Source organism: Hyunsoonleella ulvae, assembly GCF_016827605.1.
Taxonomy (GTDB): Bacteria; Bacteroidota; Bacteroidia; order Flavobacteriales; family Flavobacteriaceae; genus Jejuia; species Jejuia ulvae.
This window is the reverse complement of the sequence record NZ_JAEPJQ010000001.1, coordinates 1143618-1158578: the sequence shown is the minus strand read 5'-3', so window position 1 is coordinate 1158578 and position 14961 is coordinate 1143618. Positions and strand designations below refer to the sequence as shown.

Annotated in this window: 10 protein-coding genes; 1 reads left to right on the top strand and 9 read right to left on the bottom strand. The window is 34.6% G+C overall.

What is annotated here, in order from left to right; genetic code table 11:
* Nucleotides 1–3: 3 nt before the first annotated feature.
* The 7 genes from JS605_RS05185 to JS605_RS05155 form a co-directional block, all read right to left on the bottom strand.
* On the bottom strand, nucleotides 4–819 hold the full coding sequence (locus tag JS605_RS05185) for an OmpA family protein (protein WP_239000253.1): 816 nt from the start codon (nucleotides 817–819) through the stop codon (nucleotides 4–6).
* An 82-nt stretch (nucleotides 820–901) separates the two neighbouring features.
* Nucleotides 902–2536: a S41 family peptidase gene (locus JS605_RS05180; RefSeq protein ID WP_203256589.1), complete on the bottom strand. Its 1635-nt coding sequence runs from the start codon at nucleotides 2534–2536 to the stop codon at nucleotides 902–904.
* Nucleotides 2533–3363, bottom strand: coding sequence for a DUF4349 domain-containing protein (locus tag JS605_RS05175; protein ID WP_203256588.1), 831 nt, complete (start codon nucleotides 3361–3363; stop codon nucleotides 2533–2535). Before JS605_RS05175 ends, JS605_RS05180 begins: the two co-directional genes overlap by 4 nt.
* 18 nt (nucleotides 3364–3381) lie before the next feature.
* Nucleotides 3382–3753 (bottom strand): ribonuclease P protein component, encoded by a 372-nt coding sequence (rnpA, locus tag JS605_RS05170; RefSeq protein WP_203256587.1) that lies wholly within the window; start codon nucleotides 3751–3753, stop codon nucleotides 3382–3384.
* Between the two features lie 108 nt (nucleotides 3754–3861).
* Entirely contained in the window at nucleotides 3862–5694 is a 1833-nt protein-coding gene (locus JS605_RS05165; RefSeq protein ID WP_203256586.1) for a M1 family metallopeptidase, read from the bottom strand.
* A gap of 64 nt (nucleotides 5695–5758) precedes the next feature.
* Complete coding sequence (locus JS605_RS05160; protein ID WP_203256585.1) at nucleotides 5759–7366, bottom strand: S8 family peptidase; 1608 nt, start codon at nucleotides 7364–7366, stop codon at nucleotides 5759–5761.
* A 23-nt stretch (nucleotides 7367–7389) separates the two neighbouring features.
* Nucleotides 7390–8250, bottom strand: a complete 861-nt coding sequence (locus JS605_RS05155) for an MBL fold metallo-hydrolase (protein WP_203256584.1) — start codon at nucleotides 8248–8250, stop codon at nucleotides 7390–7392.
* A 166-nt stretch (nucleotides 8251–8416) separates the two neighbouring features.
* Between JS605_RS05155 and JS605_RS05150 the strand changes: the two genes are divergently transcribed.
* Nucleotides 8417–10270 (top strand): cation:proton antiporter, encoded by a 1854-nt coding sequence (locus JS605_RS05150; RefSeq protein ID WP_203256583.1) that lies wholly within the window; start codon nucleotides 8417–8419, stop codon nucleotides 10268–10270.
* A gap of 68 nt (nucleotides 10271–10338) precedes the next feature.
* On the opposite strand, the gene JS605_RS05145 is transcribed toward JS605_RS05150, so the two are convergent.
* Nucleotides 10339–12741, bottom strand: coding sequence for a glycoside hydrolase family 31 protein (locus tag JS605_RS05145; protein WP_203256582.1), 2403 nt, complete (start codon nucleotides 12739–12741; stop codon nucleotides 10339–10341).
* Nucleotides 12742–13046: 305 nt separating this feature from the next.
* Nucleotides 13047–14957, bottom strand: a complete 1911-nt coding sequence (gene glgB, locus JS605_RS05140) for a 1,4-alpha-glucan branching protein GlgB (RefSeq protein ID WP_203256581.1) — start codon at nucleotides 14955–14957, stop codon at nucleotides 13047–13049.
* Nucleotides 14958–14961 lie beyond the last annotated feature (4 nt).

Genomic DNA, 14961 nt, shown 5'->3' with positions numbered 1-14961 from the left:
TATTTACTTCGTGTTATTTCCTATGTAGGTAATTACAATTTCAACACGCCTATCAAATTCTGGATCGCCACCTAAAGGAAATTTTCTTCGCAAACCTATGTAACGCATACGTCTCTTATCAACGCCTTTTTTAGCAAAATAATCGTAAACATATTTAGCACGTGCTACTGATAAATTACGTTTTTTAGTTTTCTTATCAACAGCATCCCGGGTGTATTTAGTGCAACATACATGGCCTTGAATGGTAAAATAAATATCTTCACGCTCTACTAAGGCTTTGGCAATATCTTCTAGGGTTTTTTTAGACTTTGAAACTACAGTGCTATAACCCGTTTTAAAGAGAATGTTTTTAAAAACTATTTTATCGCCTACTTCTAAAGACCCTTTTATTTGTTCTGCAACTGTAGGATTTTCAGCAGTATGCTCTTCTTTTGTAACCTCTGGTGCTTTAGTTTTTTCTGTAACAATTATTTCTACCTTTCTATTAAGTCCTCTTATTTTTAAAATATCGCTTTCATTAACAATTTTTAGTAATATTTCGCCTTTGCCATCAACATTACTAATAAGGGATTCGCTTATTTCGTTATTTGCAAAAATAGTTTTTATGGCATCTGCACGTTGTTGTGATAATACCATATTATAAGAATCGGCACCCACATCATCGCAAAAGCCATAAATAGTGATAGATTCTATCTTTATATCTTGAAGTTTGGAAATAAAAAGGAGTAACCTATTTTCTTCGGTTTTAGGCACTATGTATTCATCTGTATTAAAATATACATCATGAGTATATTGCATTTGAGAAAAAGCAATACTCATTTGAAAGCATAACAATATGATTACAAGCGGTCTATGCATTCTGGGGAGCTATTGATGGATAAAGATAGTATTTTTTAAAAATCTACCTTAAATAATCCATGTATGTCATGGTATTACCGAGGATTTGCACACTTTTTTGAATATGCGCATCATTATTCTTATAATATTCATACAAACCTTCACGGTATGCATAGCGTTTAACAATTTCCTCTGTAAGGGATTTTAAAATAAAACTTTTATGTTCGTTTATAGCTTCATCTTTTGATGTTCTTAGGGTTGAAATAAGTGCTTCATAACTGGGTTTAATAGCGTCATTTAAATTTTCATTAATTGAGGTTTCATATGCTTTATAAAGCGCCTTTTCGGTATCTGTGGTAAACGAAAAATTGTTCTTCTTTAAGAATGTTTTAAAATCATTAAAATCGGTATCAGTTAATTTAAAGTTATCTATGCTTAAAGATGGGTGTTTATAATAGTAGTCTGTAGCAAAATCAAAAATTAAACCACTGCTTAAGATGGCTTTGGTAATTGTTGTGTTTTTAATTTTGTCGATGGCCACATCCGGAAAAATACCTCCACCATCAAATACTTTACGGCCATTTTTGGTCTTAAATTCGTTATAGTTTTCTTGTTTTACACGTACGGCTTCTCCATTTTCATTTCTATTCCAATAATCTAAGGACTGAATACACCTTCCTGATGGTGTATAATATCTTGAAATAGTAATTTTTACTTGTGTACCATATGTTAATCGTTTAGGGCGCTGTACCAAGCCTTTACCAAAACTTCTGTTTCCTACAATCACAGCGCGGTCTAAATCCTGTAAAGTCCCAGAAACTATTTCACTTGCTGAAGCACTGGAACCATCAATTAATACCACTAGAGGTATTTCAGTATCTAAAGGTGCTCTACTTGTAAAGTACTGTTTGTTGTACTTTTTTACTTTAGATTTTGTGGTTACTACCAATTGTCCTTTGGGCACAAATAAGTTTACAATGTTTACAGCTTCGTTTAATAATCCTCCAGGGTTTCCTCTTAAGTCTAAAATAATACGCTCAGCACCTTGAGCTTTTAAATCTCTTACTGCATAGCTGGTTTCTGCAGAGGCTTTTCTATTAAATTTGCTTAAAACAACGTACCCCGTTTTTTTATCTACCAAGGAGTAATGGGGTACTGCTTTTATTTCTACTTCTGCACGTTCTATAGTTGCAGTTTTGGTTTGGTTATTTCTCTTAAAAGTAACTTCTACCATACTTCCTGAAGCTCCCTGTAGTAGGTTACCAGAATCGTCCTTATAATCTGAAACAGTAATATCTCCTACTTTAATAATTTCATCTCCTGCTTTTAATCCTGCCTTGTCTGCTGGATAATCTTTGTATGGTTCTACTATAACAAGTTTATCTTTTAGTGTTTTTACACGAGCTCCAATACCTGTATAATCTCCTGTGTTGTTTATCCTAGCGGCTTCTACATCTTGTTCGTTCATAAAGCGTGTGTAGGGATCTAAATCGTCTAACATGCTTTTTATAGCAGTATCCATCAAGTCTGCAGGGTTGGTCTCATCTACATAATTCATGTTAATTTCTTTGTATAGCGTTGTAAAAATTTCTATTTGCTTGGCTATTTCAAAAAAATCGTTTTTAAAAGCTGTTGTGCTTATAAAAACTATGCATAAAAATGCTGGTATTATTACTTTCTTTTTAAACATATTTTTCATTTATTTTTTCTTTTTTTCATCCATCGTCTTAACAAAAATATACCAATAATTATAATAATTATTAGTGGCCAAATATAGAGTATTCCTAAAAAGAATATAGATATTCCATCAGCACCACCTTTAATGGCATTCCACATTTTAGTTCCATAACTTTTTGCTATAGGAGCTTCTGATGATAATTTGTAAAATTCAATATCAATAGTGCTCAAGGACACTTTATTTTGAAGATATTTTAAACGACCTTGTTTCGCCTCTATTTCCTCCCTAATATCTGAGAGTTCTCGTTCTATTTCTAATATTTCTTTTACATTTTTGGCTTTATTTAAAAGCTCTAAATATCGTTTTTCTAGAGTTTGTTTGGCTTTTAATCTTGCTTCTAAATCTATAAATTCTTCGGTAACGTCTTTTGCTGAAATACGCTTACTATCAAAAAAAGATACATTTTTACTTATAGAATCTATGGCTGTTTGAAAGTTTGAGGATGGAATTCTAATAATTAAATGTCTGGTGAGAGTGTTATATGATTTATTAGAATTATCATCTTGAATAAAACCTTTACTAGCTTTTATTGCTTTTAGAATTTGACTGTGGCTTTGTTCTAAATCTTGGGTTTCAAATTTTAGATAAGCAGTCTTTATAACTTTTTGTTCCACTTTATCCTCTGGAATCGGAACACCGTAAGATTTGAATATTGAAGAGCTCAATACTTCGCTATCACTATAATTAAAGTCTAATTCCGCAGACTCTTCATATATGGGAGATTCTACTTTAGGAGACGAGCACATCAATGGTAAGGCGGTAATTAATGCGTAAAGAAAGAATTTCATAAGCGAGTATATTTAGGTTTATGAAACATTGTTTAAAAATTTATCAAATAAACGTTTCATACTGTTTTCAACTTGGGTATAAGTAGGCTTCTCTTTGCCAATATACAGAATCATAAACGCATATTGCGTTGATAAATTGTTAAAAAAAGAGGCTTTGTTAAGCCGATAAGCTTCTCTTAACAAGCGTTTTATACGATTTCTATCTACTGCTTTTTTAAAATGGCGTTTAGATACTGAAACCCCTGTTTTTGCTATCACAGCATCATCAAAAGTAGTGCCTAAATATACAAGACGAAGCGGAAAGGCTGATACCGATTGCCCTTCAGCAAACAACTGCTCTATAAGTTTTTTGCTTTTTAGTTTTTCTTGTTTTGAATAGGTAAATTTCAAGAGCCTTGTATTTTGGGGTTAAAGGTAATGAAATCAAGATATAAGCGCTTGTGTTTTCCATTACTAAGTAAGTAACGAACAACTTAAATATTAAAAAAATACATGCTCCTATTTGTCTTTAGCCCAAGTGTTGTTGGTATCGTTTACATCAGCCATAAGCTTACTAGGGTCTATCTCTACCGATTTTACAGGTTTTGAGGTTTTAAACGTATACGTTGGATACGCCCAAGCCCAATCTTTTATTATCGTTGCTGAGGTTGGTTTTTCTCCTCTCATCATTTGTAAAGGGATATAAAAGTTTTCGGTGGAGTTATCTTCATACACAACCTTTAAATCAATAGGCATTGGCATCAATGCTTTGCGCTCTAGGGTAATGCTATTATTTTCTACAGATGTAACAGCGTAATCAATAGTATTTGTAGTTTGCGCAAAATCAATTAAGTACCAATCTAATTCTAAACCAGATACTTTTTCGGCAATACGGATAAAATCATTAGGTGTTGGGTGTTTAAAAGCCCAGTCTTTAAAGAACTGTTTTATTGTTTTTTTGAGGTTGTCGTTACCAATAACATAACCTAATTGCGCTAAAAATACTTCCCCCTTATTATAGGCAGAAATACCATAAGCTTGATTGTACTTGTATCTATCGGCATGTGTGGTTAATGGCTGTTCTTTGCCCGATGTAGCTAGGTATTTGTAACTTTCGTAGGCTCTTGCTGTTGGGTTTGGGTTGTTTCTATTAAAAATATCGTTCATAGCCCAATCGCTTATATAGCAGGTAAAACCTTCGTCTACCCATTCGTGCTTAGCTTCGTTAGTGGCCAATAAAAACTGAAACCAAGTATGTGCCATTTCATGAGCGGTAACACCCACTAAACTTCCAAATTTTCTATTTGCAGTAATTAATGTACACATAGCGTATTCCATACCGCCATCTCCTCCTTGAATTACAGAATATTGTTTATAAGGGTACTTACCAATGTGTTGACTAAAGTACTGCATTAGCTCAACAGTTTTAGGTTGTAGTTTTTTCCAATTCTCTAACTTGTCCTTATCTAAAGTGCTTTTATAATAGAAGTTTAAAAGAGGGCCATTGGGAACCTGCATTGTATCATGAATATAATCGGGGTCTGCAGCCCAAGTAAAATCATGCACATTAGGTGCTTTAAAATGAAGCATCTTTTTTGTGCCTAAATCTTTTTCTTCTTGTAAATAACCTGTGCCCCCAACTACATAGTTTTTGTTAATAGTTAACTTCACATCAAAATTACCCCAAACACCATGAAATTCACGTCCTATATAAGGATCGGCATGCCAACCTTCAAAATCGTATTCTGCTAATTTGGGATACCATTGCGTCATAGAGAGCGCAACCCCTTCTTTGTTATTTCTTCCAGAACGGCGAATTTGTACGGGTACTTGTGCATCAAAATCCATATTAAAGGTTACACTTTCTCCGGGATGTATTGGCGATGCCAAATTTACCTCTAGTATTGTTCCAACAGTTTCAAAGTTTAGGGATTTTCCATTTTGTTTTAAGCTATTTACATGTATGTAACCAATTTCATTGGGCTTTAATTTGCTTATGCGGTCGCCTACTCGCGAATCTGGATCTGCTATGGTTCTGGAGCGCACGTCCATTTCGCTCCCTGGTTGAAAGGCATTGAAATAGAGGTGGTAGAAGACTTTATTAAGTATGCCTGGGGAGTTATTTGTATATACTAATTCCTGTTTCCCTTTGTATTGATAGGTGTCCACATCCATATCTATTTCCATTTTATAATCTACATGTTGTTGCCAGTAGTTAGAGGTGGATGAACTGTATGATGGTGCAATGGCTTGAGGCGTTTCAGGGGTACTAGGTGTTTTAACCACATTTTTAGCACCAGAACACGCTATAGTTATTAAAAAAACAAGTGAGTAAACAGAAATTCTTTTCATAGTATACTTAATAAAAAAAGGCTGCTTGAAAAGCATTCTAAGCAGCCTAAACAATTTATAAATTTTAATTTGCCATTTTAGATGCCATAATTAAGGCATTATAGGCATTTACAATTTTACCAGATTTTACAATATCCTTATAAGGTTGTATATCGCTGGCATTACCTCCAACAATCACCTTGGTTTTAATTTCTAAACCAGAGTCCATAATAATTTGTTTTACCTGAGCAGCCGATAAATTTGGGTAATAAGAGCGAATTAATGCTGCAACACCAGCCACTGCAGGCGCTGCCATTGATGTTCCTCCCTTTGTATCGTACTCATTTTCTGGAGTTGTAGAATATACTTGCGCTCCAGGAGCAAATACATCTACATTGTTTTTACCGTAGTTGGAAAACCCTGCCAATAACCCAGAACCATATTTAGGAGCTAAAGCACCAACCCTTATGTAGGTATTAGATATTTCTTCTCCGTTGATGTTATCATCAGGAAAGTTAGGTTCAACATCAACATTTTTACTGTCGTTTCCTGCCGCATGTACAAAAACCACATCATTTTTAGAGGCATAAGCAATGGCATCTCTTACCCAATCACTATGAGGAGAGAAACTTTTACCAAAACTTCCGTTGATAATTGAGGCACCATTGTCTACAGCATATCTAATGGCAAGAGCTACATCTTTATCGTATTCATCTCCATTGGGTACGGTTCTTATGCTCATAATTTCTACATTATTGGCTACACCGTTGGCTCCTAGACCATTATTGCGTTCTGCTGCGATAATACCAGCTACATGGGTACCATGGCTTTCGGATTTTTTAACAGGCTTAACATTACCATCGCCATAGAATTTATTCGCCATATTTTCGGGGTCGTCTCCATTAACTCTACCTTTAAACTCTTTATTTAGATTGTAGTTTAACCTATCGTTAATGCTTTCTACTGCTTCTTTAATTTCTTCAACAGCATCTGCAATAGAATCTACATCGTTACTATATATGTATTGTGCTATTTGTTTTGCTTGCATTAATGTTTGTTCCTCTGTTTTTATTCCAGCAACCTCTTTTTGGGTATAATCTTTTTTACCAAAATGTGTCGTAAGTGTTTCATCTGCACTTTTAAATTGCTGATAAATTTGGTCATATTGCGTTTTTCGCTGTGTCCATTTAGAGTATTCTTTATCATATTCAGCTTTTGCTGCAGCATAATCTGGATGATTGGTGTTTCCGCTAGCTAAAATCCTAACATATTCTAATTGTTCGTTATAACCTTCTCCTAAGAAATTCCACCCATGAACATCGTCGATATAACCATTGTTATCATCGTCTTTTCCGTTTCCTGGCTTTTCATCTTTATTAGTCCAAATATTGTCATCTAAGTCTTCGTGGTCAATATCAATTCCAGAATCTATAACAGCAACAATTACTTTTTTACCTTTCTTGTTTTTTATAATTTCTGTGTAAGCTTTATCTACACTCATTCCAGGAATGGTGTCTACTAACAAATCTAAATGCCCCCAGTTTTGTTTTTCTGCTTTAGTTAAATCAGAAACTTTTAATGGTATTGTATCAATATTTTCTTCTGGAGTTAATAGAATTGCTCCTGTGCTTCCACATCCTGACAGTATTGATGAAACCAATACTATTACTATTAGTTGTTTAAATGTTCTCATGTATGTATTTGAATTAGTCTTTCTTAATTAAAAATGTCTTTGGCAGATAAAATATTCTCTAGTCGCACGCCTTTATCTGAGTGTTTAACAGTTACAACCTCATTATGAGCATCATGCTCTAAAAACAAATAAGAACCATTATCTGCGGCCATATTTAAAAACTTCTCTTTTTCATTTAAAGTTTGTAAAGGGCGCATATCGTAACCCATAACATAAGGTAAAGGTGTATGGCCTGCGGTTGGTAGTAAGTCTGCCATAAAACAAATAGTTTTGCCTTTATAATGTATTATAGGTATCATTTGTTTATCTGTATGTCCATCAGCAAAAAAAACATCAAAACCCAAACTAGAGTTTTGAAGTAAATCTCCATTAGGAACATCAATAAATTTTAATCTACCACTTTCTTCAATGGGTAAAATATTTTCCTTTAAAAACGAAGCTTTTTCTCGGGCGTTTGGGTTGGTTGCCCATTCCCAATGGTTTTTATTGCTCCAAAAGTAAGCGTTTTTAAATGCAGATTCATAACCCGTTCTATCTTTATTCCATTGAATTGCTCCGCCACAATGGTCAAAATGTAAATGTGTTAAAAACACATCTGTAATATCGTCTCTATGGAAGCCATGCTTCTTTAAAGATGTGTCAATGCTATCATTACCCCACATGTAATAGTATCCAAAAAACTTGTCTGATTGTTTGTTTCCCATACCTGTATCAATTAAAATCAGCCTATTACCTTCTTCAATTAACAAACATCTTGCGCAAAGATCAATCATGTTTTTTTCATCGGCAGGATTGGTTCTGCTCCATAATGATTTTGGCACCACACCAAACATGGCACCACCGTCTAATTTAAAATTTCCTGAATTTATGGGATATAAAGTCATAGCGAACGAATTTACAAAATAAGATGAGAATGTTAAAAACACTTAAGAATTTATTAAGAAACCTCTCCTTTTTTAAAAAAGTGTATTCTTATACTTTTAAAGATTGATTTTTCAATTATATGAATTATCTTGTGCTTTCACTTAAATTGAAACCAACAAATATATTATGCTAGAACTTGCGGGCATTATTATTCTTGGAATTTTGGCACAATGGGTAGCTTGGAAACTTAAGATTCCTGCTATACTTCCATTAATCTTGATAGGATTATTGGTAGGCCCCATAGCCTCTGAGTTTTTAAGTGAAGATGGTACTAAATGGATAGAACCTATTTGGAATGGGGAAAAGGGCCTGTTTCCAGGAGAAGGCCTGTACTATTTTGTGTCTTTAGCCATTAGTATCATTCTTTTTGAAGGTGGGCTTACACTTAAACGCTCTGAAATACGAAACGTTGGGCCTGTAATAACGAAGTTAATTACTCTAGGCTCTGCCATTACTTTTTTTGGTGCAGGTGCTTTAGCTTACTTTATTTTTAACTTAAGTTGGGAGTTGTCCTTATTGTTTTCGGGTTTAATAATAGTTACAGGACCAACAGTAATTACCCCCATTCTTAGAAATATACCTCTTAAAAAAGATATATCTACGGTTTTAAAATGGGAGGGTATTTTGATAGATCCTATTGGTGCATTAGTTGCGGTTTTAGTTTTTGAGTTTATTAGCGTAGGAGGAGATAGTGGTTTTACTAAAACAGCACTTATAGAATTTGGAAAAATTTTGCTTTTTGGTACAACGTTTGGTTTTACGTTTGCACATGCGCTGGCTTTTGCGGTTAATAAGAAACTCATTCCGCACTATTTATTAAATGTAGTGTCCTTATCTGCTGTTCTTTTGGTGTTTGTAGAGTCTGAAATTTTTGCACACGAATCTGGCTTATTGGCCGTAGTTGTAATGGGTATGGTATTGGGTAATGGAAAATTAGAAAGTATTAAGGAGCTCTTATACTTTAAAGAATCGTTGAGTGTACTGCTTATTTCAATTTTATTTATCCTTTTAGCAGCTAATATCAATATAGAAGATATGCGACTGCTGTATACATGGAAAACAGCGGCTTTATTTGGCTTGGTAGTGTTTTTAATAAGGCCATTAGCTGTTTTTGCAAGTACACAAGGCTCTAAGCTAAAATTTAATGAAAAACTTTTTATTAGCTGGGTTGGCCCGCGAGGTATTGTAGCTGCGGGTATAGCTTCTTTATTTGGAAGTAAGCTTATAAAACAGGGTGTGCAAGGAGCTGAATATATTACACCTTTAGTATTTATGATTGTGCTTGGCACCGTATTGTTAAATGCAACTACTGCTCGTTTTTTTGCTAAAATAGTTGGTGTGTTCCTTAAGCGCTCTGAAGGTATTTTAATAGTTGGTGCATCCCCGTTTGCTAGACTTATTGGCGACTATTTAGAAAATAATGGAAGGCATGTAGTACTTATAGACAGCAACCAAACCAATATACAAATAGCACAAGAACAAGGCTTAGATGCCATTAATACTGATATTTATTCTGAAGAATTAAACAACAATATAGAGCTTAGTGATGTAGGTTTTTTAATGGCACTAACAGGGAGTAAAGACATAAATAATTACGCCATAAACCGTTTTAGGGGCCAGTTTGGGGAGAGTGGTTACTTTAGATTGATTACTTCTGATGAAATTGATGATCCTGACAGCATACCAAAGGAAGCCTTATTTTCTCCAACAGATGATTTTAGCTCTTTAACCGAGGTGTCCCGAAAATTTCCTGAAATACATGAAACAGATATTAACAGCAGAGCACATTATGAAGAACTCATAGAGATAACTAAAGCACAGGAAGATATGATACCACTTCTTGTAAAAGATAAAAAAGGAGTACTTGAAGTAATATCTTCCCATAATAAAGCGATTGAGAACGTTGGTGAGGGTTACAAATTTGTGTACTTGGGTAAATCAATTGATAGTAAAACTGTTGCTGCTAAGGCTAAAAAATAAACAAAACACATTTTTTAATAAAAAAAGCCTCCTAATTGGAGGCTTTTGCTTTTTAATTCACAAGATGTTTACCCAACAATATGTAACTCCGTAAACTCCTTTGTTAGGGTTAAAGAGTTGTCACCGTTTATTTTTAAGTCTTTTAAAGGTATATCTTCATTATCCACTTGTACCTTTTTAATCTTAAACGGTAGCCCGTGTAAGTCTAATTTAAAGGTTTTATAGGTAGTTGTGAATTTACCTGTTTTGTGTTGCTGAATGATAAGTTCTTTTTTCTTTCCAAGAAGTTTAAAACTGCGCAAGCTATATCTACCCTTTATATAGTCGTAACCGTCGCCAGCATCTTCATAAACCATAGACTCTTCCTTACCTTCGGTGTAGTACACATCTAAAAGTAATTCATCAATGGTTTTCTCACCTACGTATTGTTGTATCGGGTATTTTGGAATAATAGCACCTTTTTTTACAAAAATAGGCATACTGTCTAAATCTGCATCTACCCATATTTCTTGACCACCAGTAACTAATTCATCCGTCCAGAAATTATACCAATTACCTCTTGGGACATACATACGTCTTCCTTTTTGATTAGGGCCATTTACAGGACAAACCAAAATTTTCTCTCCAAAAACAAACTCATCATTTCTGTAATGCGTTTGTGGATCTTCTTGATCGTAAAGTACCAACGATTTTAAGATAGGAATACCTTCTTCGGCGTAACGCCAAAATGCTGTATACAAGTACGGTAGTAACTGATATCTTAATTCTATAAACTTACGCACTACATTGGTTATCGTTTCTCCAAAAGCCCAAGGCTCTTGATCTCCATGGTCTCCAGAAGAGTGTGTTCTACAGAATGGATGGAAAATCCCTAACTGGATCCAACGAGCATAAAGCTCCCCATTAGGTTGTTCTGCAAAACCACCAATATCAGACCCTACAAATGAGAATCCAGACATGGCCATACGTTGTGCTTGCAGGTTCGCAATATTTAAATGATCCCATGTTGCTATATTATCACCTGTCCAGCTTGAGGTATAACGTTGGGTTCCTGAGTATGCCGCTCTAGTAATTACAAAAGGGCGTTTAGGATACGAAAACTTTTTTAAGCCTTGGTATGTAGCTCGTGCCATTTGCATACCATAAACATTGTGTGCTTTTCTATGGCTACAAGGGTTTCCATCGTAATCGTGTCTTACATCATTAGGAAAAGTTTTTCCAGGAACGTCCATTACAGCAGGTTCGTTCATATCATTCCACACACCTTTTACGCCTATATCTTCAATAAGTTCCTTAAATAAATCAGACCACCAATCCCTTACTTCTGGTTTTGTAAAATCTGGGAAATAACACTCACCAGGCCATACTTTTCCTTTCATGTACGGACCATCAGCACGTTTACAGAAATAATCGTTTTCTAAGCCTTCTTTAAACACAGAGTAATCCATATCTATCTTAATCCCCGGATCTATAATCACAATAGTTTTAAAACCATCGTCAGCCAGCTCTTTTACCATGCGTTTAGGATCTGGGAAATATTCCTTACTCCAAGTAAAACACCTAAAGCCTTCCATGTAATCAATATCTAAGTATATGGCGTCACATGGAATCTGTAATTCCCTAAACTTTGCAGTAATTTCTTTTACGTTAGATTCCGGGTAGTAGCTCCATTTACATTGGTGATAACCCAAAGCCCATAAAGCAGGCATTTCATGAGGTTTTCCTGTTAAATCTGTATAGTTAGCAACAACTTCAGACATTTCAGGACCATAAATAAAGTAATAATTCATTTCCCCACCATGAGCCCAAAAACTTGTAATATTTCTACGTTCGTGACAGAAGTCGAAAAACGTACGGAATGTATTATCGAAAAATACACCGTAAGCTTTTGAATGATGTAATGCGGTGTAGAACGGGATTGCCTTATAGATTGGATCTGTTTCCCTTCCATAGGCATAAGAATCTGTTACCCAATTTTCAAAACGCTTGCCTTTAAGGTTATTATCTACAGGTTTATCACCTAAACCGTAAAAACTTTCTCCTGGTTGTGATGTTTTAGACATTTTTACAACATCGCCACCAAACTCATAGCTTTCTTCCCAATGGAAACCAAGTTCGTCTTCGCAAATTAAAGTATTGTCTTTGGCATCAAAAATAGAAGCTCTTAGATCTGTTTTTGAAATTTTACAAATTAACTTTGATGTTGTGATGATGTAGCTATCGTCATCTTCAGTTACCTCCAGATGGTTATATCCTCTACTAGAGTATTTTGTAATGGCATAAGAAAAATCATTTTCAAAAATACCAGTAGTTGTAAATCGAAAACGTAAAATACTGTCGCGACGTACTGTAACTTCTAAAACAACACCGTTTTCGGCAGTAAATGAGAGAACGTTAAGGTTTTTTTCGTATTTAACTATTTTGGAAGGAAATAAATTCCCTTTATATTCTAATTCTGTATTTAATATCATGGTATTGGTATTAAAATTAATCAACGAAAGTACTAAATTTTAGGTGTTTATGAAGTTTCATTTCAGTAAAAAAATCATTAAAAAAGAGAACAGAACTTAAATAAACTGATAAAAATTTAGGGAATTACTAATTGCGCGCAAAATGCATACTTTTTTATGCTATTTATAGCTAAATGAGAGATAAAATTGATAGCAATTTTAGAAGGAAAAAATAAAATTAAAAACACAACACACTGTGCGTCAGAATAATCAACAAGCCACAGGCGTAATTTTTTCTATTTTGACTATGGCTTGCTTTAAAAATATTAAGCTTTAAATTTAAAAACAGTTACAGCTAATGGTGGTAAAGTTATTTCTGCTGAATAGGCTTTACCATTCCATTCTGATTTTTTAATAGTAATTTGTTTTGCATTTGCAACGCCACTACCACCAAATGCTTTGGCATCGCTGTTAAAAATTTCAATAAGCTTCCCTTTTGCATTAACCCCAATCTTGTAGCTTTTGCGAACAGATGGCGTTAAATTACAAACTACAGCCACATTGTCTTCATCATTATACCCTTTTCGTATATAGGAGATTACACAATTTTCGTGATCACCGTAGCTAATCCATTCAAAACCTTCATGATCAAAGCCTTTTTCATATAGTGCAGGTGTAGACTTGTATAATCCGTTTAAGTGTTTAAAATAGTTCTGCATGTCTTTATGTGGTTTAAAATCTAGCAAGTTCCAATCTAAACTACCTTGAAAATCCCATTCGTTATACTGACCAAATTCGCCACCCATAAATAACAGCTTGGTACCGGGATGGGTAAACATATATCCATACAATAGCCTTAAATTGGCAAAGCGTTGCCACTCATCTCCGGGCATTCTTCCTAAAATTGAATTTTTACCGTAAACAACTTCATCATGAGACAGCGGTAACATAAAATTTTCTGTAAAGGCATAAGCTAAACTAAAAGTAATCTCGTTATGATGGTATTTTCTATAAACAGGGTCTTTTTTAAAGTATTCTAGAGTATCGTGCATCCACCCCATCATCCACTTCATACCAAAGCCTAAGCCTCCTGAAAATGTTGGTTTAGATACCATTGGGAATGCGGTAGACTCTTCTGCAATGGTTTGTACATCTGGGAAAGATGCATATACTTCTTCATTTAATTGTTTTAAGAAGTCTATAACTGCTAGGTTCTCACGTCCGCCATAAATATTAGGTTCCCATTCGCCATCTTCTCTGGAATAGTCTAAGAATAGCATAGATGCCACAGCGTCTACACGCAAACCGTCTGCATGATATTGATCTAACCAGAAAATGGCATTACTTATCAAGAAGGATCGTACTTCGTTACGCTCATAATTAAAAATTAAACTTTTCCAATCTTGATGGTATCCTTTACGCTTATCTGGGTGTTCATATAGATGCGAACCATCAAAAAAGCCTAAGCCATGAGCATCTTCAGGGAAGTGAGATGGTACCCAATCTAGTATTATTCCTATATCGTTTTGGTGTAGTTTATCTACTAAATATTTAAATTCTTCTGGATAACCATAGCGTGATGTAGGTGCAAAATAGCCTGTTATTTGATACCCCCAAGATGGGTCGTAAGGGTATTCCATTATGGGCATTAATTCTACATGAGTAAAATTCATTTCTTTTACATAGCTTACCAGTTCATCGGCAAGCTCAAAATAAGACATAAATCTGTTTTCCTCTACATGCTTTTTCCAAGAGCCTAAGTGTACTTCATAAACAGAATAAGGCGCATCTATAGCATTGTTTTTTTTACGGGTTTTCATCCATTTGCTATCCTTCCACTTATAAGTATCATCCCAAACAATGGATGCTGTTTTAGGTGGATGTTCACTGCGTCTTGCATAAGGATCTGCCTTTTCTGTTTTTACATCATTATGATGGCTTTGAATTTTATATTTGTAAATAGCACCTTTGCCTACCATTGGTATAAACCCTTCCCAAATACCGCTAGAATCCCAACGTACGTTTAATTGATGTTCGCCTTCCATCCAATAATTAAAATCTCCAATTACAGATACTTGTTTAGCACTTGGTGCCCAGACAGCAAAATATACACCTTCAATACCATCAACGGTTACAAGGTGTGATCCAAATTTTTCGTATAATCTAAAATGTTTTCCTGCTTTAAATAAATTAATATCAAATTCTGTAAATAAACTGTAAGGTTTAACGTGTGCCATGGTT

Coding starts and splice junctions, on each gene's coding strand:
- JS605_RS05155 (WP_203256584.1), bottom strand. CDS start 8,250: ATGACTTTATATCCCATAAATTCAGGAAATTTTAAATTAGACGGTGGT.
- JS605_RS05160 (WP_203256585.1), bottom strand. CDS start 7,366: ATGAGAACATTTAAACAACTAATAGTAATAGTATTGGTTTCATCAATA.
- glgB (WP_203256581.1), bottom strand. CDS start 14,957: ATGGCACACGTTAAACCTTACAGTTTATTTACAGAATTTGATATTAAT.
- JS605_RS05165 (WP_203256586.1), bottom strand. CDS start 5,694: ATGAAAAGAATTTCTGTTTACTCACTTGTTTTTTTAATAACTATAGCG.
- JS605_RS05150 (WP_203256583.1), top strand. CDS start 8,417: ATGCTAGAACTTGCGGGCATTATTATTCTTGGAATTTTGGCACAATGG.
- JS605_RS05180 (WP_203256589.1), bottom strand. CDS start 2,536: ATGAAAAATATGTTTAAAAAGAAAGTAATAATACCAGCATTTTTATGC.
- JS605_RS05175 (WP_203256588.1), bottom strand. CDS start 3,363: ATGAAATTCTTTCTTTACGCATTAATTACCGCCTTACCATTGATGTGC.
- JS605_RS05185 (WP_239000253.1), bottom strand. CDS start 819: ATGAGTATTGCTTTTTCTCAAATGCAATATACTCATGATGTATATTTT.
- JS605_RS05145 (WP_203256582.1), bottom strand. CDS start 12,741: ATGATATTAAATACAGAATTAGAATATAAAGGGAATTTATTTCCTTCC.